Source organism: Candidatus Methylopumilus turicensis (genome assembly GCF_000953015.1).
Lineage (GTDB): Bacteria > Pseudomonadota > Gammaproteobacteria > Burkholderiales > Methylophilaceae > Methylopumilus_A > Methylopumilus_A turicensis.
In genome coordinates this window covers 234,276-254,245 of sequence record NZ_LN794158.1, presented here as the reverse complement: position 1 = coordinate 254,245, position 19,970 = coordinate 234,276, and the positions used below count along the sequence as shown (strand labels likewise).

The 19,970-nt window shown below is 46.5% G+C and carries 21 protein-coding genes; 11 read left to right on the top strand and 10 right to left on the bottom strand.

The window, feature by feature from the left end; translation table 11 throughout:
* Positions 1-40: 40 nt before the first annotated feature.
* The 6 genes from purH to BN1209_RS01420 are packed head-to-tail and all read left to right on the top strand — an operon-like array spanning position 41 to position 7,114.
* Positions 41-1,603, top strand: coding sequence for a bifunctional phosphoribosylaminoimidazolecarboxamide formyltransferase/IMP cyclohydrolase (purH, locus tag BN1209_RS01445; protein WP_045750630.1), 1,563 nt, complete (start codon positions 41-43; stop codon positions 1,601-1,603).
* Between the two features lie 20 nt (positions 1,604-1,623).
* Complete coding sequence (purD, locus tag BN1209_RS01440; protein WP_045750629.1) at positions 1,624-2,892, top strand: phosphoribosylamine--glycine ligase; 1,269 nt, start codon at positions 1,624-1,626, stop codon at positions 2,890-2,892.
* Between the two features lie 6 nt (positions 2,893-2,898).
* The gene (tsaC, locus tag BN1209_RS01435; protein ID WP_045750628.1) at positions 2,899-3,450 is read left to right on the top strand and encodes an L-threonylcarbamoyladenylate synthase type 1 TsaC; all 552 of its coding nucleotides are present in this window, start codon (positions 2,899-2,901) and stop codon (positions 3,448-3,450) included.
* A 3-nt stretch (positions 3,451-3,453) separates the two neighbouring features.
* The gene (gene hemF / locus BN1209_RS01430; protein ID WP_045750627.1) at positions 3,454-4,380 is read left to right on the top strand and encodes an oxygen-dependent coproporphyrinogen oxidase; all 927 of its coding nucleotides are present in this window, start codon (positions 3,454-3,456) and stop codon (positions 4,378-4,380) included.
* The gene (locus BN1209_RS01425) at positions 4,377-5,672 is read left to right on the top strand and encodes a M18 family aminopeptidase (protein WP_045750626.1); all 1,296 of its coding nucleotides are present in this window, start codon (positions 4,377-4,379) and stop codon (positions 5,670-5,672) included. The genes hemF and BN1209_RS01425 overlap by 4 nt, the downstream gene beginning before the upstream one ends.
* 44 nt (positions 5,673-5,716) lie before the next feature.
* Positions 5,717-7,114: an APC family permease gene (locus tag BN1209_RS01420; RefSeq protein ID WP_045750625.1), complete on the top strand. Its 1,398-nt coding sequence runs from the start codon at positions 5,717-5,719 to the stop codon at positions 7,112-7,114.
* 71 nt (positions 7,115-7,185) lie between these two features.
* Here BN1209_RS01420 and BN1209_RS01415 read toward each other — a convergent pair whose 3' ends face one another.
* From BN1209_RS01415 to ilvD, 3 genes are all read right to left on the bottom strand, one after another.
* Entirely contained in the window at positions 7,186-7,500 is a 315-nt protein-coding gene (locus BN1209_RS01415) for a c-type cytochrome (RefSeq protein WP_045750624.1), read from the bottom strand.
* Positions 7,501-7,683: 183 nt separating this feature from the next.
* A complete protein-coding gene (locus tag BN1209_RS01410) occupies positions 7,684-8,604 on the bottom strand; it encodes a D-hexose-6-phosphate mutarotase (RefSeq protein ID WP_045750623.1) in 921 nt (306 codons plus the stop codon).
* 8 nt (positions 8,605-8,612) lie between these two features.
* Positions 8,613-10,466, bottom strand: a complete 1,854-nt coding sequence (gene ilvD / locus BN1209_RS01405; RefSeq protein ID WP_045751887.1) for a dihydroxy-acid dehydratase — start codon at positions 10,464-10,466, stop codon at positions 8,613-8,615.
* Positions 10,467-10,629: 163 nt separating this feature from the next.
* On the opposite strand from ilvD, the gene lgt reads away from it, so the two are divergent.
* Positions 10,630-11,427 (top strand): prolipoprotein diacylglyceryl transferase, encoded by a 798-nt coding sequence (gene lgt, locus BN1209_RS01400; RefSeq protein ID WP_045750622.1) that lies wholly within the window; start codon positions 10,630-10,632, stop codon positions 11,425-11,427.
* 16 nt (positions 11,428-11,443) lie between these two features.
* Here lgt and BN1209_RS01395 read toward each other — a convergent pair whose 3' ends face one another.
* From BN1209_RS01395 to radC, 6 genes are read right to left on the bottom strand one after another with little or no spacing between them, the layout of a single operon-like run.
* Positions 11,444-11,704, bottom strand: a complete 261-nt coding sequence (locus tag BN1209_RS01395) for a TIGR03643 family protein (protein ID WP_045750621.1) — start codon at positions 11,702-11,704, stop codon at positions 11,444-11,446.
* A complete protein-coding gene (locus BN1209_RS01390) occupies positions 11,695-11,886 on the bottom strand; it encodes a YbdD/YjiX family protein (RefSeq protein WP_045750620.1) in 192 nt (63 codons plus the stop codon). The genes BN1209_RS01395 and BN1209_RS01390 overlap by 10 nt, the downstream gene beginning before the upstream one ends.
* Positions 11,887-11,888: 2 nt before the next feature.
* Positions 11,889-12,188 carry a hypothetical protein gene (locus BN1209_RS01385; protein WP_045750619.1) on the bottom strand — a complete coding sequence of 100 codons (300 nt, stop codon included), beginning with the start codon at positions 12,186-12,188 and terminating at the stop codon, positions 11,889-11,891.
* A 47-nt stretch (positions 12,189-12,235) separates the two neighbouring features.
* Positions 12,236-14,290 carry a carbon starvation CstA family protein gene (locus tag BN1209_RS01380; RefSeq protein ID WP_045750618.1) on the bottom strand — a complete coding sequence of 685 codons (2,055 nt, stop codon included), beginning with the start codon at positions 14,288-14,290 and terminating at the stop codon, positions 12,236-12,238.
* Positions 14,291-14,313: 23 nt separating this feature from the next.
* A complete protein-coding gene (locus BN1209_RS01375; RefSeq protein ID WP_082048361.1) occupies positions 14,314-15,582 on the bottom strand; it encodes an MgtC/SapB family protein in 1,269 nt (422 codons plus the stop codon).
* A 35-nt stretch (positions 15,583-15,617) separates the two neighbouring features.
* Positions 15,618-16,292, bottom strand: a complete 675-nt coding sequence (gene radC, locus BN1209_RS01370) for a RadC family protein (RefSeq protein WP_045750617.1) — start codon at positions 16,290-16,292, stop codon at positions 15,618-15,620.
* 71 nt (positions 16,293-16,363) lie between these two features.
* Here radC and coaBC point away from each other — a divergent pair, with 71 nt between their 5' ends.
* From coaBC to rpmG, 4 genes are all read left to right on the top strand, one after another.
* The gene (coaBC, locus tag BN1209_RS01365) at positions 16,364-17,551 is read left to right on the top strand and encodes a bifunctional phosphopantothenoylcysteine decarboxylase/phosphopantothenate--cysteine ligase CoaBC (protein WP_045750616.1); all 1,188 of its coding nucleotides are present in this window, start codon (positions 16,364-16,366) and stop codon (positions 17,549-17,551) included.
* A 34-nt stretch (positions 17,552-17,585) separates the two neighbouring features.
* A complete protein-coding gene (gene dut, locus BN1209_RS01360) occupies positions 17,586-18,038 on the top strand; it encodes a dUTP diphosphatase (protein WP_045750615.1) in 453 nt (150 codons plus the stop codon).
* 109 nt (positions 18,039-18,147) lie between these two features.
* Positions 18,148-18,384 carry a 50S ribosomal protein L28 gene (rpmB, locus tag BN1209_RS01355; RefSeq protein WP_045750614.1) on the top strand — a complete coding sequence of 79 codons (237 nt, stop codon included), beginning with the start codon at positions 18,148-18,150 and terminating at the stop codon, positions 18,382-18,384.
* Positions 18,385-18,393: 9 nt separating this feature from the next.
* Positions 18,394-18,549 carry a 50S ribosomal protein L33 gene (gene rpmG, locus BN1209_RS01350; protein WP_020166850.1) on the top strand — a complete coding sequence of 52 codons (156 nt, stop codon included), beginning with the start codon at positions 18,394-18,396 and terminating at the stop codon, positions 18,547-18,549.
* Between the two features lie 86 nt (positions 18,550-18,635).
* Here the strand turns inward: rpmG and BN1209_RS01345 are convergent, their stop codons facing one another.
* Positions 18,636-19,967, bottom strand: a complete 1,332-nt coding sequence (locus tag BN1209_RS01345; RefSeq protein WP_231855139.1) for a mechanosensitive ion channel family protein — start codon at positions 19,965-19,967, stop codon at positions 18,636-18,638.
* Positions 19,968-19,970: the final 3 nt, after the last annotated feature.

The following is a 19,970-nucleotide window of genomic DNA, read 5'->3' as shown; positions in this document are numbered from 1 at the left end:
CCCTTTTCCATTCCAATTACTTTTATCGAAATCTTTCATCATGGCAGTCATTAAAAGAGCACTTATCAGCGTTTCAGACAAACAAGGTATTCTAGAGTTTGCAAAAAACTTGCAAAGCTTTGGCGTAGAAATTTTATCAACAGGCGGCACTGCGAAACTATTCCGTGAAAACAACATTCCAGTGATTGAAGTCAGCGACTACACAGGCTTCCCAGAAATGTTAGATGGCCGTGTTAAAACCCTACACCCTAAAGTCCACGGTGGTATTTTAGGCCGTCGTGACTTGCCTGAGCATGTGACTGCCATGCAAGAAGCGAACATTCCTAACATCGACATGGTGGTCGTGAATCTTTATCCATTCCGCGAAACCATTGCCAAACCAAACTGTAGCTTAGAAGACGCGATTGAAAACATCGACATCGGCGGCCCAACCATGGTACGTGCTGCGGCTAAGAACTATCATCATGTTGCGATTGTGACTGACCCAGCAGATTACGCTATTATTGCCCGCGAAATGACTTCTACCAAAGGCGCAGTCGGTGCTGAAACACGCATTATGTTGGCGAAAAAGGCCTTTTCACATACGGCTGAATACGATGGTGCAATTAGCAACTATCTCACCAGCCTCACTACGACTGGCGAGAAACAAGCATTCCCAGATAAATACTCAACACAGCTCACTAAAGTGATGGATTTACGTTACGGCGAAAATCCACACCAAGAAGCTGCTTTCTATCGAGATGCAACTGTACCGGCAGGCGCGCTTGCAAGCTTTACGCAACTACAAGGTAAAGAGCTTTCATACAACAACATTGGCGATGCTGATGCGGCTTGGGAATGCGTAAAAACATTCGATGTGCCAGCTTGCGTGATTGTGAAGCATGCCAATCCATGCGGCGTTGCGATTGGCGCAACTTTGCTTGAGACCTATCAAAAAGCATTTAGCACAGACCCAACTTCTGCATTTGGCGGCATCATCGCGTTCAACCGTGAAATTGATGCGGCAACGGCAGAACCCTTGGTAAAGCAATTCGTTGAGGTGGTCATTGCGCCAGCAGTGTCATTTGCCGCAAAAGAAATTTTTGCCGCAAAAACCAATGTGCGTGTATTAACCGTTGCGCTTGGTAGCGAACTCAATACGCTTGAATATAAACGTGTTGGTGGCGGCTTATTGGTACAAACACCAGACGCGTTAAACGTGACCCCGGCGCAATTCAAAATTGTGACTAAAAAACAACCGACCCCAAAACAATTAGAAGATTTGCTCTTCGCTTGGCGTGTCGCTAAATTTGTTAAATCTAACGCGATTGTATTCTGTGGCAATGGCATGACATTAGGTGTGGGCGCAGGGCAAATGAGCCGTGTGGACAGCACTAAGATTGCTGCCATCAAAGCGCAAAACGCAAACCTTGCATTGCAGGGCGCAGCGGTTGCTTCTGATGCATTCTTCCCATTCCGTGACGGTGTAGACGTCCTTGCTGAAGCCGGCGCTTCATGTGTGATTCAACCCGGCGGCAGTATGCGTGACGAAGAGGTCATTGCAGCGGCAGATGAACATGGGTTAGCAATGGTGCTCACAGGCTTCCGTCACTTCCGTCATTAATTAAGTATTAGGAATAAACAATGAAAGTCATGATTATTGGTGGTGGCGGACGTGAACATGCGTTAGCTTGGAAAGTGGCGCAAAACAAATCCGTTAGCCGAGTTTTTGTCGCCCCAGGTAATGCAGGCACAGCCCTTAATCCAGACATGGTGAACGTCGCAATAACCAGCGTGCCAGAATTGGTCAAATTTGCACAAGAAGAACAAATTGGCCTCACTATTGTTGGCCCTGAAGCCACCCTTTCTCAAGGGGTAGTAGATGCATTTCGTGCTGCTGACCTTAAAATTTTCGGGCCAACCAAGGCGGCTGCACAACTTGAAAGTTCTAAAGACTTTGCAAAAGCTTTCATGATTCGTCACAACATTCCTACCGCTGCTTACGCCACCTTCACGGATGCAAATGCCGCGCATGATTACGTGAATGCACAAGGTGCTCCAATTGTCATTAAAGCCGATGGCTTGGCTGCTGGTAAAGGCGTGGTTGTAGCGATGTCACTAGATGAAGCGCACGCGGCTATTGACTCTATGCTTTCAGATAACAAACTAGGCAGTGCTGGTGCACGCGTGGTGATTGAAGAGTTTTTAACCGGTGAAGAAGCTAGCTTTATTGTGATGGTAGATGGCAAAAATATCTTGCCACTCGCCACTAGCCAAGATCACAAACGCTTACTTGATGGTGATCAAGGCCCTAATACTGGCGGCATGGGCGCGTACTCCCCAGCCCCTGTTGTCACACCGACCATCCATGCAAAAGTCATGCGCGAAATCATCAAGCCAACTGTCGAAGGCATGGCGGCTGATGGCATTCCGTACACAGGCTTTTTATATGCAGGCCTCATGATTAGTCCGAATGGCGATGTTAAAACATTAGAATTTAATTGCCGCATGGGCGACCCTGAAACACAACCCATCATGCTTCGATTAAAGAGTGATTTGGTCAAATTAGCGGAACATGCAGTGAATGGGACGCTCAACACCATTGAAGCTGAATGGGACAGGCGTACTGCTTTAGGCGTTGTCATGGCCGCTGCCAACTATCCTGACACGCCACGTGCAGGTGATGAGATTACAGGTTTACCTACTGGCTCGGATGATATGCAAGTATTTCATGCTGGCACCGCCTTAAATGGGGATCAAGTAGTGACAAGTGGCGGTCGTGTTCTATGCGTCACAGCGCTAGGTGAAACAGTGAAGTATGCACAAACACAAGCCTATCAAGCGCTTGATGGAATCAAATTTGCAGGCGCGCAATATCGCAAAGACATTGGCTACCGCGCAGTTAAAGGTTAATGCCCGTTGAATGCCCGTGGCCTTAGGCATTATTTAAAAATTGGTGGGGTTTTCGCCTATCCAACCGAAGCTGTATTTGGACTTGGCTGCGACCCTACCAACCGAAAAGCGGTACAAAAAATCTTGAGATTAAAAGGCAGGCCGCAACACAAAGGCTTAATCTTGGTTGCCGATTGCTTTGATCATCTTGAACGATTTATCGCGCCCCTTAGCCCATCTCAAATACACAACATGCAGCAATCATGGGGCAATGCCAAAAAGCCTCATACCTGGATAGTCCCCGCCGCTAAACATTGCCCTAAATGGCTCACCGGTAGACATACCAGCATTGCAATTCGCGTTAGCAGTCACCCATTAACCGCTAAACTATGTAAAGATACTGGGATGGCCTTAGTCTCCACCAGCGCAAACCACAGCGGACATCAAGCCGCGAAAACAGCTAAGCAATGTCATCAGGTTTTTGGGCATCAAATCCAAATCATGACAGGCAAAACATCTGGCGCTAAGAAACCATCGACTATACAAGATTTGTTGACTGGAAAAATCCTTAGGAAGTAAGTCATGGCTGAACAACACATTAATCTAAACGCCGTTTATGAATATCTTCAGGGCTTACAAAATCGTATCGTTGAAGCAGTTGAACTCATTGATGGAAAAAACTTTTTAAATGACAGCTGGCAACGTCCCGAGGGTGGTGGTGGAACCTCTTGCATGCTGGAAGAGGGCAACGTATTTGAAAGAGCCGGCGTTGGCTTTTCACATGTTAAAGGAAATAAGCTACCGCCTGCAGCAACCTTAGCCCATCCTGAAGCCGCGGGAAGATCGTGGGAGGCTATGGGAGTGTCTTTAGTGTTTCATCCACGCAATCCATACATTCCGACAGTGCATATGAATGTCAGATTTTTTGTAGCAAAAGCCCGACAAGATTCTGATGAGCAAGATATTTGGTGGTTTGGTGGCGGTATGGATTTAACCCCTTACTATGGCTTCGAAGAGGACGCCGTGCATTTTCATAGAACATGTCGCGATGCGCTAGCGCCTTTTGGTGAAGATTTATATCCAAGTTTCAAACAACATTGTGATGAATACTTTCATCTTAAACATCGTAATGAACCACGCGGTATCGGTGGCATTTTCTTTGATGACTTTAATAAACTGGGATTTGAGCAAAGCTTTGCGATGCAAAAAGCAGTAGGTGATGCTTTTGTTAGCGCGTACTTACCTATCGTACAACGCCGTAAGGACTTGCCATTCGGTGAAAGAGAGCGAGATTTCCAAGCATATCGTCGTGGTCGCTATGTGGAATTTAATTTGGTATTCGACCGCGGCACATTATTTGGATTACAGTCGAATGGACGCACAGAATCCATCTTGCTTTCCATGCCGCCTATCGTGAAATGGCGATATGATTGGAAGCCTGAAGCTGGAAGCGCTGAAGCAAAACTCTATACTGACTTTTTAATTGATAAAAACTGGTTAGGTCTATGACAACGATTGCTAGTTCCAACATTCAAGATCTTCTCGACTTTATTGATGCCAGCCCAAGTCCTTGGCATGTTGTGTCGACAACAACAAAATGGCTAATTGATGCTGGGTTTAGCGCCCTAACTGAACATGAAGCCTGGAAACTGGAAATCGGTGGTCGCTATTTTGTCACACGTGGCGGCAGTTCAATCATCGCTTTTACCGTGGGCCAAAATGCCTTACCGACCACGGGCTTCAATATGGTTGGAGCCCATACAGACTCACCTGGCCTTCGCCTCAAACCAAACCCAGCGCATAGCGGCGATGGCTTAATTCGCATCGGGGTTGAGGTATACGGGGGGCCGATATTAGCTACTTTTGCAGATCGAGACTTAAGCATGGCGGGGCGAGTTAATGTCCGCACTGTCGAGGGCTTTGAGTCGCACTTAGTCAAATTTGATCAGCCAATTTTAAGACTGCCCAACTTGGCAATTCATATGAACCGTGAGGTGAATGAAAAAGGACTCAAGTTCAACAAACAAACAGAGCTTCCTTTACTCTTTGGCGAAAGTGCAAATCACATAGAAGCCGATACCGCATTTTTAGGCCATATTGCTGAAGCACTCAATGTAAAAATTGAAGACATCATTAACTTTGAATTAAATGTTTTTGACACGCAAAAGGGAGTCGTCTGGGGAGCCAATCAAGAATTCATTGCCAACAGCCAGCTTGATAATTTGGCTTCATGCCACGCAGCACTCACTGCTTTACTGGCCAATAAAAAGCCTAAGGCGACAGCCGTCTGCGCCCTGTTCGACCACGAAGAGGTCGGAAGCGAAAGTGCTACTGGTGCAAGCGGAAGCTTTTTAGCCGATGTCATCGAGCGCATTTCAATTAGTCAATCGCTGAAGGATGAAGAGAAACTAAGGGCATTAGCTAAAAGCTTTTTCATTAGCGCTGATATGGGCCATGCTTTTCACCCGAATCATGCCGCCAGTTATGAGCCGTGCCACCATGTGCTCATCAATCAAGGTCCAGTGATTAAAACCAACGCGAATCAGCGTTATGCCACCAACGCAGACAGTGCTGCAAGATTTATCAGACTTTGCGAACAAGCCGGCGTCCCTTACCAACAATATGCGCATCGAACAGATTTGGGGTGTGGTAGCACGATCGGGCCAATTGTTGCCTCTCGCCTTGGCGTACAAACGGTTGATGTTGGGTCGCCGATGTGGGCGATGCATAGCCTTCGTGAAAGCGCAGGGGTTCTTGACCACGCCTACATGATAAAGGCCTTGACCAGTTTCTACTCCTAAAAAATACACCTTTAATAAAGGGGAAGCTCGTGTTCGCTCAACTAATGAAGCAAATTTTCCGCACCAAAGCCGTGTCTTCAAAAGATCACGGTGAATTAAAACGATGCCTGAGTGCGTTTGACCTGACATTACTTGGGGTAGGGGCGATTATTGGTACAGGTATTTTTGTGCTCACCGGCATTGCGGCGGCCAATCAAGCTGGCCCTGCTGTGATTCTCTCGTTTGTGGTGTCTGGCACCGCTTGCGCTTTTGCTGCGCTTGCGTACGCTGAACTAGCCGCATCAGTAGGTGGTTGTGGTAGCGCTTACGGCTATAGTTATGTGGCATTTGGTGAGATTGTTGCTTGGATTATCGGCTGGATTTTATTGCTTGAATACAGCGTATCCGTGGCGGCGGTTGCTAATGGCTGGTCAGGCTATTTTAATAACGCACTGCACGCCATTGGCATGGGACTTCCTGATGCACTGACTAAGTCACCAGAGTTAGGTGGGATCATCAACTTACCTGCGTCGGCGATTATTTTGATTCTAATGGGTCTATTGATTAAAGGCGCCAAACAAAGTGCCCAACTCAATACCGCCATGGTATTCGTCAAAGTACTCGCCATCACCATCTTTGTGGGTGTGGCAATTTTTAACGTACACCCTGAAAACTGGCATCCTTTTATGCCATATGGATGGTTTAGCAGCTTACCGGATGGCAAAACGGTGGGGGTGCTTGCTGGTGCATCTTTGGTTTTCTTTGCTTATGTTGGATTTGATGCGGTTTCAACCGCTGTGGAGGAGGCGAAAGACCCGCAACGTGACGTCCCGATTGGCATTATTTCATCCCTCGCGTTCTGCACCATTATTTATGTCATTGTCGCAGGACTGCTCACTGGTATTGTTCCATACAGCACACTAGGCGTGGATCATCCTGTGGCTTTTGCATTAGAGTCCATTGGCTATCACTGGGCTTCTGCACTTGTTTCAACAGGCGTGATTGCTGGCCTCACGACCGTGATGCTTGTCCTTTATTATGGCTTAACACGGATTATCTTAGCCATGAGCCGAGACGGCTTAATAACGCCTTATCTATCCCATGTCAGCCCAAGCACGCAAACCCCTGTTCGCGTGATTATCATCACTGGCTTAATTATGTCGATTGCCGCGGGGCTTGTGCCACTTGGCGCACTGGCAGAGTTAGTCAACATCGGTACCTTAGCGGCATTTGTATTGGTTTGCTTGGGTGTGATTGTATTGAGAAAAACGCACCCTGACCTACCAAGGCCATTCAAGAACCCCTTCACACCAGTGTTTCCGGTCTTAGGAATGCTTTCGTGCGGCGCATTAATGACCTTCCTCCCGCAACAAACTTGGACGCGCTTTTTACTTTGGCTGGGTCTAGGCCTGATTATTTATTTTGCTTACTCCATTCGAAATAGCAAATTGAACAAGATCTAATCCAACTTTTGAACAACAAAAAAGCCAGTCTTTTGAACTGGCTTTTTTTATTCATCAACTGTGCTTAAAGATTACAGTGACAACACCCAATGAACGATAGTCTTGATGTCTTCTTCTTTTACTTGTGGGTGTGCTGGCATTGGAATTGGACCCCAAACACCGCTACCACCGGCTTTCACTTTAGCAACTAACTTAGCTTCCATGTCTTTGCCTTTGTACTTAGCAGCAACATCTTTATATGCTGGGCCAACCACTTTTGCTTCAACAGAGTGACAAGCTAAACAACCGCTTTTTTGCGCCAATGCTTTAGCAGCATCATCTGCACTGGCTTGACCAGCTAGCATTAGTGAACCTGCGGCTGCAACTGTTAATAATAATGCTCTCATGCTATCTCCTAATTTCAATGAACTTTGAAAAGCTTATAACTACTGCCACCCGTAATACTACTGAATATTGATCCTGTTTTGAAAGTATTTTAAGTTTTTTTAACAACTCACCATCACAATTGATAGCAGGCACTTATCTAACGCCCTAAGGTTTACTTGAGTTGACATCTCAGCGCACAAATATTAACTAGCGCTTACAGACTCCAAACTATATTCCGTCACCATCGTATGCGTTTCGTTGGGATAAATGGTCACACTATTTTCCATGGCATTGGCTGACTCGACACAAATCATCTTGCGCCATTCGTGTTGAGCGCCCATATCGACCATTTGCCCTGCTTTTTCTTCCCAAGGCGTCCAAATAATCGTGGTATGACTACATGACTTAGTGACGCGAATTTTGCGCGCGTAAGCCGCATCATGAATCACAATGTCACGACGACTATTGATATAGACACGGTCAAACTCACTATTAAATTTCACAGGTCCATGCTGAATATTGCGTTCATAGCCAGCCACTTTGTCGGAGAACACTAAATTCTCTAACCCCGTCACTTGAATATCTTCAACATCGCTCACGTTAAAGTAAGTATGGAATGCCTCGCCAATCATAAAGGGATGACTTGCCAAATTGGTCGTCATCATCTCTAAGCGCAAAGTTTCACCAATATTAATGGCCATCACAAAACGATAGTCGTAAGACAATTGTTTTCTGGTGACATCCGTGTGCGTCATTTCAAGTAACAGTCTTGTCGCACCATTTGAAAGCGTACTTGTTTGCAACACCTTCCAAGGGATCACCCTTGCAAACCCATGCGGGCAATAGCTACTATCGGTTGGGTGTGCGCCAAACCAAGGCCAGCAAATTGGGATACCACCACGAATAGAACGACCTTCGGTATAGCGCGCATTGCTTGAGAGCCACAACAAAGGCTCAACTGCAGATTTTGGTTGCCAATGCATCACATGCCCACCTTGCATTGCAATCGTGGCCGTTGCATGGTTATTTTCTATCGATAAAAACTGTAATCCGTTCTCATCCTCGTACTGAACAATGCCAACCCCTACCCCGACTTTATTTTTAGCTAATGCTGTATGAATCATGACTACCCTTATTTCTTCTCGATTTGCGATACATCCCGCACTGCACCCTTAGCGGCTGAGGTCGTCATGGCGGCGTATGCACGGAGGGCTGGTGAAACAACACGCTCACGGCTTAAAGGCTTCCAAGCTTCAGCGCCTTTTGCTTCCATCGCCGCACGGCGCTTTGATAGCGTTGCATCATCGACTTTGAGATTAATCGTGCGGTTAGGAATATCAATTTCAATGGTATCGCCCTCTTCCACCAAGCCAATTGCACCGCCTTCGGCCGCTTCTGGCGAAGCATGACCAATACTCAACCCAGAAGTGCCACCTGAGAAACGACCGTCTGTAAGCAAGGCGCATTCTTTGCCCAAGCCTTTAGACTTGAGGTAAGAAGTTGGATACAACATTTCTTGCATCCCAGGCCCACCACGTGGACCTTCATAGCGAATCACCACCACATCACCAGCAACGATTTCATCATTCAAAATCGCCGCCACTGAATCATCTTGTGATTCAAAAATACGTGCACGGCCAGTGAATTTCAAAATACTATCGTCCACGCCTGCGGTTTTAACAATACAGCCATCTAAAGCAATATTACCGTAAAGCACTGCCAAACCACCGTCTTGTGAATAAGCATGGGCTTTATCGCGGATACAGCCCTCAGCCCTATCGGTATCTAGGGATGGCCATAACATGGATTGGCTAAAAGCGATCGTGGTGGCGATACCACCTGGCGCCGCCAAGAATAATTTCTTGGCTTCTTCATTACCAGACTTCATCACATCCCACTGATCTAAGGCATCACCCATCGTTGGGGCATGCACCACTGGCGTATCACGATGGATGACGCCTGCTCGGTCTAGCTCACCCAAAATACCCATCACACCACCAGCGCGGTGGACATCTTCCATGTGGTACTTAGCGGTTGCTGGCGCCACTTTACAAACACAAGGCACACCGCGAGAAATACGGTCGATATCTTTCATTGTGAAATCAACACCAGCTTCATGTGCCGCTGCCAATAAGTGCAATACGGTATTGGTCGAACCGCCCATCGCCACATCTAAGCTCATGGCATTTTCAAAGGCTTTGAAGTTCGCAACTGAGCGAGGCAATACGCTTGCATCATCCTGCTCGTAATAACGCTTAGTGATATCCACAATTAAACGACCCGCGTTTAGGAATAATTGTTTACGGGCAGCATGGGTAGCAAGCGTAGAGCCATTACCAGGCAGGCTTAAACCAAGCGCTTCGGTTAAACAGTTCATGGAATTAGCAGTAAACATCCCTGAACAAGAGCCACAAGTTGGGCAAGCTGAGCGCTCAATTGCTTCAGATTCAGCATCTGAAACATTGCTGTCCGCTGCCGCCACCATCGCATCCACTAAATCTAGCTTGTGAGTATTGCCTTGCCAGTTCACCTTGCCGGCTTCCATCGGGCCGCCAGAAACAAACACCACTGGGATATTCAAACGCAAAGCTGCCATCAACATGCCAGGCGTGATTTTGTCGCAATTAGAAATACACACCAGCGCATCCGCACAATGGGCATTCACCATGTACTCCACGCTATCGGCAATCAAATCGCGGCTAGGTAAGCTGTAAAGCATACCGCCATGGCCCATTGCAATGCCGTCATCTACAGCAATCGTATTAAACTCTTTTGCTACGCCGCCTGCTTTTTCAATCTCACGCGCAACCAACTGACCCATGTCTTTTAAGTGCACATGTCCTGGTACAAATTGTGTAAAAGAATTTGCAACCGCGATAATCGGCTTATCGAAATCTCCATCTTTCATCCCAGTAGCGCGCCAAAGTGCGCGAGCGCCCGCCATGTTGCGGCCGTGAGTGGTAGTGCGTGAACGATATACAGGCATGACAGCATCCAACAAAATTCAAAAATGTAATTTTAAACTACCCAGCCTCAATCGGCATTAGTTATATGGCCTCAGAAAGCATAGGGATATGAAATCACAGCCACGCATCTCTGCCTTAGATGTAAAATAGTCACAGTCTTTTATTGAGAGTCTTTTTATTTTCATGTTTACACACCCGCAATTAGACCCCATCGCTATCCACATCGGCAATTTTGGCATCCATTGGTACGGCCTGATGTATTTAGCTGGCTTTATGGCTTTTTTAACTTTAGGCAAATGGCGTGCGGCCCATCAAATTTGGCGCGGCTGGTCTGTTGAGATGGTGGATGATGCATTGTTCTTCGGCGCTTTAGGCGTCATTTTCGGCGGCCGTTTAGGCTACGTTGTGTTTTACCAAGCAAGCTACTTTATCGAGCATCCACTTGAGATTTTTTACGTATGGCAAGGCGGCATGAGCTTTCATGGCGGCTTTTTAGGTGTATTAGTGGCGATGGTCTTTTTTGGGCGCAAGTATCATAAATCATGGTTAGGCATTATGGATTTTGTCGCACCGCTTGTCCCAATTGGCTTGGGCGCAGGCCGCATGGGGAACTTCATCAATGGCGAGCTATGGGGTCGCGCTACCAATGCTCATTGGGGCATGATTTTCCCGCGTGTCGATAACACACCACGCCACCCTTCTCAACTTTACGAGTTCGGTCTAGAAGGCGTTTTGCTATTTTTGATTTTATGGACTTACTCAAGCAAACCGCGTGAGACAGGAACGGTGTCAGCGATATTTTTAATCGGTTATGGTAGCTTTAGATTTTTAGCAGAGTTCACCCGTGAACCAGATGCTAATTTAGGGATATTAAGCTTGGGGATGAGTATGGGGCAGTGGCTGAGTTTACCAATGATCGTGGTAGGTCTGGCTATGTACTTTTATCACCAGCATAAAGCACAACCTTTAAAACCGTTCTAAATCTACAAGGCTTTCTCTAAAACTGTTTTACTCGGTGATTGGCTTTGTGCCTGGAGACTTCAGGGCTGCGCAACTTTGCATGCTTGGTAGTTTGTCCATGGGTACGCTCACGCCAAAGCTTGAAAGAACTTAACTTTAGCTCCCGACGCATGAGCTTAATCACGCCGTCTTGATTCAAGCCAAACTGCAATTCTATGGCTTCGAATGGCGTTCTATCCTCCCAAGCCATTTCTACCACCCGAGAAATCTCAGCCTCATCCAATATTCTTAACAGCATCGCTTAACACCCGTCCATTTTTTATCTTGCCACGCTTTAAAGAAAGCCTCTTGACTGAGAGGCGGCTCCGCCTCTAAAACATGTTGATGATGCTCTGCATAATGGCGCAAATAACGCTCATAAGCATCATCGCCAGACAACTGGCGCACACTTCTCCATAGATTTTTGAGCACGCTAAACAAGCTTAGACTTCCACAATCCCCAGCACAGCACGCGCACGTGCCATCACCGCTGGTTCATCTTTTAGAATGTAGCCTTTCTCAAGCATTCTGATCATGTATTGTTTGTTATATAAAAACGCAACAATAAACTGCCAAAGACCAAAGGTAATCAAAGTAAAAATCAAGTGTAGCGCAGCAACACCAAGCTCCCCACGAATAAGTGGCACCCACCAGCCGAACAATAGATATGTCCAACTAAAGCCAAAATAACCCATACGCGTTAATCCATTTTTTGGGTTTTGAATAATCACGCCTGTTGCCATAATCAACCATCCTCTACTCTTAAAATTAAACCACTAAATATCAAGCACTAATCAATGCATGACTTTTGATAGGCGACTTCTGATGAAGGTAAGACCGCTTTACCGAAATAAGATTGCACCACTACACGCAACATATCCAGCACCACCACCCAAAGCATGACCACAAAGAACATGGTAAGCCAAGCATCTAAGTGCTGATTAAAAATCAACTTCGGCGCAACAGCCGCTTTTTCAGGAGGTAAAACACCTGCCGCTAATTTATTCGTCATGTCGTTCGCCGCTGCAAAAAATCCTACGCGAATGTCGCTACTTGTAATCTTTTCCCATGCGGCAGTGCTAGTAATCACTATTAGCCAGAGCAAAGGTAAGCCTGTTACCCATGCAAATTTGAGCTTGCCAGACTTGACTAGAATCCCGGTACCCACACTCAAAGCAATCGCAGCCAACATTTGGTTGGCAATGCCAAAGAGTGGCCACAAAATATTCACGCCACCGTTTGGATCAATTACACCGATATACAAGAAATAGCCCCAACCAGCCACTACCAGCGCACTGCTGATTAATACCGAAGGCCACCAAGAAGTTTGTGCCATTTTGGGCCAAATATTGCCCAGCATATCTTGCAGCATAAAGCGACCAACGCGTGTGCCTGCATCTAATGTCGTAAGAATAAAAATCGCCTCAAACATAATCGCGAAGTGATACCACATCGCCAACAAACCTTTGCCGAACAAACTACCAAAAATGCTTGCCATGCCAACTGCCAAGCTTGGTGCACCACCTGTACGCGCAAATAAAGACGCTTCACCCATGTCACTCGCGAGGGTGTTCATTTGCTCTACCGTCACAGGAAAGCCCCAAGATGAAATCATCGCAACCGCATCTGCCGCCTCTTTACCCACCACTCCCGCTGGACTATTGATCGCGAAGAACACGCCAGGATCAAGCACTGTAGCGGCTATCAGAGCCATGATAGCGACGAAAGACTCAAGCAGCATACCGCCGTAACCGATCATGCGAATATCACGTTCATTGGTCAACAACTTAGGCGTAGTGCCAGATGAAATCAGTGCGTGAAAACCAGAAATAGCGCCGCAAGCAATGGTAATAAATACAAACGGAAATAACGTGCCTCCAAAAATTGGACCTGTGCCATCAATAAATTGCGTGAGTGCTGGCATCTTAATTTGTGGATGCAGCGTCAAAATCGCGACCGTGAGCAAAATAATCGTACCGAGCTTCATGAAAGTTGAGAGGTAGTCACGCGGGGCAAGCAATAGCCAAACAGGCATAATCGCCGCCGCAAAGCCATAAGCAATGACCCACCAAGCAAGGGTCAGGCCTTCATGATCAAACAACACACGCAGGGTCGGGTGATGATCAACCCAACCACCACTCACTACTGCAAATAACAACAAGACCACACCAAGCGCAGAAGCCTCAAGCACCTGCCCCACCCGAATGTGGCGCATATAAAGGCCAACAATCATGGCAATAGGGATCGTCGCTGCCACAGTAGAAGTTGCCCAGGGGCTATGCTTCATGGCATTCACCACGACCAGCCCAAGCACAGCAATCAAAATAATCATGATAGCGAAAGTGCCAACTAACGCCGCCGCACCACCGATCGGGCCAATTTCATCCCGTGCCATTTGGCCTAAACTACGGCCATTACGGCGCACTGAGAAAAAGAGCGTGACCATATCCTGCACACAACCACCCAGCACCGCGCCAAACAAAATCCAAAGCGTTCCTGGCAAGTAGCCAAACTGCGCCGCCAAAGTTGGGCCAACCAATGGGCCAGGGCCAGCAATGGCCGCAAAATGGTGGCCAAAGACTATCCATTTATTGGTCGGAATAAAGTCTCGGCCGTTATCCAAGCGCTCAGCAGGCGTTGCGCGGGTTTCATCCACCAATAAAACTTTGGTGGCTAACCAAGCGGCATAAAAGCGATAAGCAATGGCGTACACACAAAGCGCCGCAGTGATAAACCAAAGTGCATTGATACTCTCACCACGATTGAGCGCAATACCACCAACTGCGCCAGCACCGATTAACGCAACCAGTATCCAAATGAGATTTTTCATTAAGTTATTTTGCATTGTCATTCACTTTTTTAACGACCTCATGAAAACACTAACCAACCAAGCCACACAGCGACCACCTGTATGACTAGGCTTGGCACTACCTGCCAAGCAAACACTTTACCACCGCTTACAATTGCAGCAATCACTTTGGCCATTGCATTAAACGAAAACGCTGCCAGAATAGGCAGCGCTGCATCGACTGCAGCAAGTTGGTGGTTGGCCACAAAAGAGGCCGCAGACACTGTGGGGGCATGCGCATCAATTAATCCTACAAGTGCTGAGCCAATGACCAAGCCCGCTTGCCCAAACCAAGCATTGAGTCCCGCTGAAACAACCAACACCACCGCAATAATACCTGCCATAGAGAATGCCGTCTTGATCCCAAAAGACTGACTGACTTTACCTGGATCGGTTACAGGGCGATGCATTGCATTTAAGGTAAGCGCACCACCACATAGCAAAATTGCAACCCCACCAAAAATCATCGGGATCGCCAAAGCCTCCAGAGTTGGCTGGCTGATGGCGATCAAGATTAAGGTGATTTGTAAAATTGTTGAAAAGCTTGAAAGCACTGCACCTGCTACTGCAGAGCCAAGCAAAGCTGGCGTCTCACGTGAACGATGACCCATCGCGCTAATCGTTGCAATGCTGGAGATAAATCCAGACACCATACCAACCAAAGGTAAGCCAATACGTCCACCCACCATGCGTAAAGCCAAATGACCGAATGCACCAATCGCCATAACCAAAATCACCACCAGCCATAAATTATGCGGATTAATTGCGTTAAAAGGCCCCATGGTTGCGTTTGGCATCAGTGGCAGAATGATGAGGGTTGCTCCAGCTAAAATCAAAAAATCATTTAACTCTTCTCGAGTCATGATCCCCAGCACAAAACCATGGATCGGTTCTTTTGCAGCAAGCAAAATGGCCGCGCTCACAGCAAGGCTGGCAGCCAATATCGGCGAGGTCATTGCCAGTGCCCCTAGAATCACCGTAAACAAAAGAGAAATCTCAGTGGTTAAGCCCAAGCGTTCATCACGCCTCACGTAAAACGCGACGGCCGCAAACAAAGCAACGCAGGTAACAGATGCAAACAGTAACCAGAAGTTCATCCAAGACGTAATTGCCCCCAACATCGATGCAATGGTAAAAGTCCGTATGCCGGCTAAGGTGCTATCCATTTGACCATTGCCATTGACCGGATGACTTTTGCTGCGCTCTCTTTCCGCGCCAATCAAAAGGCCGATGCCAAGCGCAACACCCAAATTAATTAATACAATGTTATCCATTGCGTGACCAATCATTATTCAATATCCAAATACATTCATTAATCGAGAGTTTACAACAAGCCTCGCTCTGCGAAAGACATTGTCTCGTTTCCCGCCACAATAAAATGATCGAGCACACGCACATCCACTAAATCCAAAGCGCTTTTTAAAGCTTTGGTTAAAGTTTCATCCGCACGGCTGGGCTCAACGATGCCCGATGGATGATTGTGTGCAAAGATGACCGAAGCGGCATTGTAATGGAGCGCGCGTTTGACAATTTCGCGCGGGTAAACGCTGGCTTGGGTGAGTGTGCCTTCAAAAAGATTTTCTTGCGCTTGAACGCGATTTTGTGAATCCAAAAACAGTACCATAAAGATTTCGCGTGGCTCGTTGCCTAGCTTAAGCGATAGATAATCGCGCACTTTTTTGGGTGAACTGAGTACATTTTTTTGCTTCATTTCTTCAATCAATGCACGGCGGCTCATTTCAAAGATGGCTTGTAACTGGCAATATTTACTGATACCCATGCCGTGCACGGTTTCAATCTGGTTCGCGCTGGCTGAAAATATGCCATTGAGGCTGCCAAACGTGCTGAGTAAATCACGCGCCAAATCCACTGCACTTTTACCCACGACGCCAACGCGCAAAAAAATAGCGAGCAGTTCAGCATCCGACAGCGCCTCAACGCCTTTTTGCATGAGTTTTTCACGTGGCCGTTCGTCAGTTGGCCAGTCGGTAATTGACATGATTGCCCCTTTTTGTGTCGTGGAACGCGAATTCATATTAAAATGAAAGCATTACATAGTTTCAAAACTCCATGCAAACAATCAAACACTTAGTATTAGGCATCACAGGCGGTATTGCAGCATACAAAGCGGCTGAATTGACGCGTCTACTGGTAAAGCAAGGCATTACCGTTCAGGTGATCATGACTGACGCAGCGTGTCAGTTTATTACCCCAATTACCATGCAAGCCCTCTCTGGCAGAGCTGTGCATACCAAGATGTGGGATGCGAGCATTGCTAATGGCATGCCACATATTGAGCTTAGTCGTGAGGCCGATGCGATTTTAGTAGCACCAGCGAGTGCAGACTTCATGGCGAAGCTAGTTCACGGCAATGCCGATGATTTACTTTCTACCCTTTGCTTGGCGCGCGACTGTCCATTATTAGTTGCGCCCGCCATGAACAAGCAAATGTGGGAAAGCCCAGCAACACAGCGCAATGTGGCGCAGCTTTTAAAAGATGGCGTCATGATTTTAGGGCCTGATAGCGGCGTGCAAGCCTGTGGTGAAATTGGCTTGGGGCGAATGCTTGAGCCTAAGTCTTTATTTGCCGAACTATTATCAAGTCTAAATGCAGAGACCGCTCCAAGACCTTTAGCAGGCAAGCGCATACTGATTACTGCTGGCCCAACCGTTGAAAAGATTGATCCAGTCCGCGCGATTACTAACTTAAGCTCAGGAAAAATGGGGTACAGCCTTGCCGAAGCGGCGATTGAAATGGGTGCGGAAGTCGTTTTAGTCAGCGGCCCAACCAACTTAATCCCTCCCACATCAGCGCAAGTGATTGCTGTAGAAAGTGGTGCAGAGATGTTAGATGCTGTGATGGCTAATATTTCGAATCAAGATATTTTTATTGGCGTCGCTGCAGTGGCGGATTACCGTCCATCCAAACCCAGCAAGGAAAAAATCAAGAAGAGCAATGCTTCGCTCAATATTGAACTTATACCGAATGAGGATATTTTGGCGAAAGTTGCTGCCATGCCTCATGCACCATTTTGCGTGGGGTTTGCCGCCGAAAGCGAAAACGTATTGGCTTATGCCGAAGAGAAGCGCAAACGTAAAAATATTCCTTTGATCGTTGCAAATCTTGCATCAGAGGCTTTGGGCGCGGATGAAAGCACGCTGACGATTTTAGACGACCAAGGCGCGCATCCTTTGCCTAAAAGTAGCAAAGCCAAGTCAGCACGTGCGCTGTTAAATCATATTGCAAAGATGCTTTAGCAATTTTTATATAGAAATATAGAAAGTCACTCAAATGCGTTTACAAGTCGAACTTAAAATTTTAGATCCTCGCTTAAATGAAAACATGCCTGCCTATGCCACAACTGGCTCAGCAGGCTTGGATTTACGCGCATGCATTAACGAAGCCATCACCATCCAACCAGGTGAAACAAAACTGATTCCAACTGGCATGGCGATTAACCTTGAGAATCCCGCTTATGCAGCGATGATTCTTCCCCGTTCAGGCTTGGGCCATAAACATGGCATCGTCCTAGGCAATTTAGTTGGATTGATTGATTCAGACTATCAAGGCCAACTATTTGTTTCTTGCTGGAATCGCAGCCAAGAAGCTTTTGTCATGAATCCAATGGAGCGCATGGCTCAATTAGTGATTGTGCCGGTTGTGCAGGCAAGCTTTACAGTTGTAGATGAGTTTAACGCTAGCGAACGTGGCGAAGGCGGCTTTGGTAGCACCGGTAAACATTAATTAAACTTTTAGCATATGCAAAAATATTCGAATTAACTTGAAAATAAACGCGTTTTCATGGTATAAATGCGGTCTTTCGAATTTTGGTATGCAGTATCAGGAGAGTAGTATGGCGCGCGTATGTCAAGTAACCGGCAAAAAGCCGATGGTGGGAAATAATGTTTCTCATGCAAATAACAAAACAAAGCGTCGTTTTTTACCTAACTTGCAAAATCGCAAGTTCTGGGTTGAGAGCGAAAATCGTTGGATCAGTATGCGTATTACTAACGCTGCACTTCGTACTATCGACAAAAATGGCATTGATGCTGTTTTAGCTGATATGCGTGCTGCTGGCGAGAAGATTTAAGGACTCATCATGCGTGAAAAAATCAAATTAGAATCAAGTGCTGGTACAGGTCATTTCTATACCACTACTAAAAACAAACGTACCATGCCAGAAAAAATGGAAATCAAGAAATTTGATCCAGTAGTTCGCAAGCATGTGATTTACAAAGAAACAAAATTAAAATAATTCGAAGTATCTTCGAGTTATATGCCCAATAAAAAACCCGCTATTAGCGGGTTTTTTATTGGCTGTAACTTTTTGATTTATGCTATCTATATCACATCATCCCAGTTTCTGATTGATGGCTTTGCCTCTTCAACAATAGACTCAGCTCTCACAACCGCTTGCGCTTCTGGAGTCGAAAGCATACGAACCTCTCTTTGCGGATATGGTACAACAACGCCATGCTTTTTAAACTGCCGCCAAACATCCAAGTAGATCTCTGATTGCAAGGCTGAAGAGCCTTCCTCTGGATCGGGGATCCAAAAAACGAGGCTCAGATCAATACCGCTTTCACCAAAGCCTTTGATGTGGACATCTGGCAATGGCGTTTCCAAAACTCTAGGATGCGCATTTGCTGAACCCTTCATCAGTGCCATAGCGAACTCTAAATCACCTTCATAGCTCACTTGAATTGGCATAGCAATACGCGCTTTACGCTCGGTATGCGTATGGTTAATCACAGCGGTCGTCATTAAGGTTTCATGAGGAATCACAACTTCCGTGCCATCAAGCTTACGGAGCACCATGTAACGGAAGCGAAGCTCACTAACCACGCCGTAATGCAGATCTACCGTGACAACATCCCCAATGTGCATAGAGTCATCAAGCAAGATGATAAAGCCGCTTAAATAGTTACTCGCAATCTTCTGAAGACCAAAACCAAGACCTACGCCTAACGCACCACCAAATACTGATAATAAGGTGATATCAATCCCCACGGTTGATAGTGCAAGCAATACCGCAATTACCGCAAATGCAATACGAATGAGTTTCGAGAGTACAACGCGTACATTGATATCAATCTTGTCCGCACGCATCATTTTATTTTCAATCATGCGGCTCAATGAAAGCGAAACAAACAATGTAATTAATATCGTAAGAACGCCTTGAATGAGCATCAAAACGTTAAGGTGGGTCTTGCCGACACTAAAACTGATCTCCTCTAAAAAGCTCAGGATGGGAGACCAAAAACCACTTAAGTGTAGCGCTAGCACAACCCAAATCGCCTTGGAGATAACATGTTCCATTGTGCGCATCCAGCCACCTTCGGTAAAGATGTAGCGCATACCATAGACAGACAATCGAATAGCCGCCATCGCCCATAACAAATTAATGCTCAATATCAATAAGCTAACGTGTTGCCATTGCACCAATATATATTTACCTATATAGATGAACACAAGCGAAGACAACGGGAATAACACGCGATTAAAACCTCCAATACCCACCTTCCAGCCCTCAGGGGCATGGGACATCACATATGCACGCAGCAAGCCGCTTAGCAGCCATGCAGACGCGACACCAGCTCCAATCACAACAAACTGCCAAAGCATAATGGCTTTAGGCAAATCATCAATCAATTCACGCCATATCAATTGCATCTC

Bases quoted from the DNA above. Each gene is read 5' to 3' on its own strand.
- BN1209_RS01375 (WP_082048361.1), bottom strand. From the start codon at position 15,582: ATGATTGGTCACGCAATGGATAACATTGTATTAATTAATTTGGGTGTT.
- BN1209_RS01425 (WP_045750626.1), top strand. From the start codon at position 4,377: ATGACAACGATTGCTAGTTCCAACATTCAAGATCTTCTCGACTTTATT.
- coaBC (WP_045750616.1), top strand. From the start codon at position 16,364: ATGCAAACAATCAAACACTTAGTATTAGGCATCACAGGCGGTATTGCA.
- rpmG (WP_020166850.1), top strand. From the start codon at position 18,394: ATGCGTGAAAAAATCAAATTAGAATCAAGTGCTGGTACAGGTCATTTC.
- BN1209_RS01415 (WP_045750624.1), bottom strand. From the start codon at position 7,500: ATGAGAGCATTATTATTAACAGTTGCAGCCGCAGGTTCACTAATGCTA.
- BN1209_RS01410 (WP_045750623.1), bottom strand. From the start codon at position 8,604: ATGATTCATACAGCATTAGCTAAAAATAAAGTCGGGGTAGGGGTTGGC.
- dut (WP_045750615.1), top strand. From the start codon at position 17,586: ATGCGTTTACAAGTCGAACTTAAAATTTTAGATCCTCGCTTAAATGAA.
- BN1209_RS01385 (WP_045750619.1), bottom strand. From the start codon at position 12,188: ATGGCAACAGGCGTGATTATTCAAAACCCAAAAAATGGATTAACGCGT.
- BN1209_RS01420 (WP_045750625.1), top strand. From the start codon at position 5,717: ATGAAGCAAATTTTCCGCACCAAAGCCGTGTCTTCAAAAGATCACGGT.
- BN1209_RS01345 (WP_231855139.1), bottom strand. From the start codon at position 19,967: ATGCAATTGATATGGCGTGAATTGATTGATGATTTGCCTAAAGCCATT.
- hemF (WP_045750627.1), top strand. From the start codon at position 3,454: ATGGCTGAACAACACATTAATCTAAACGCCGTTTATGAATATCTTCAG.
- radC (WP_045750617.1), bottom strand. From the start codon at position 16,292: ATGTCAATTACCGACTGGCCAACTGACGAACGGCCACGTGAAAAACTC.
- BN1209_RS01380 (WP_045750618.1), bottom strand. From the start codon at position 14,290: ATGCAAAATAACTTAATGAAAAATCTCATTTGGATACTGGTTGCGTTA.
- rpmB (WP_045750614.1), top strand. From the start codon at position 18,148: ATGGCGCGCGTATGTCAAGTAACCGGCAAAAAGCCGATGGTGGGAAAT.
- BN1209_RS01395 (WP_045750621.1), bottom strand. From the start codon at position 11,704: ATGCTGTTAAGAATATTGGATGAGGCTGAGATTTCTCGGGTGGTAGAA.
- ilvD (WP_045751887.1), bottom strand. From the start codon at position 10,466: ATGCCTGTATATCGTTCACGCACTACCACTCACGGCCGCAACATGGCG.
- purH (WP_045750630.1), top strand. From the start codon at position 41: ATGGCAGTCATTAAAAGAGCACTTATCAGCGTTTCAGACAAACAAGGT.
- purD (WP_045750629.1), top strand. From the start codon at position 1,624: ATGAAAGTCATGATTATTGGTGGTGGCGGACGTGAACATGCGTTAGCT.
- lgt (WP_045750622.1), top strand. From the start codon at position 10,630: ATGTTTACACACCCGCAATTAGACCCCATCGCTATCCACATCGGCAAT.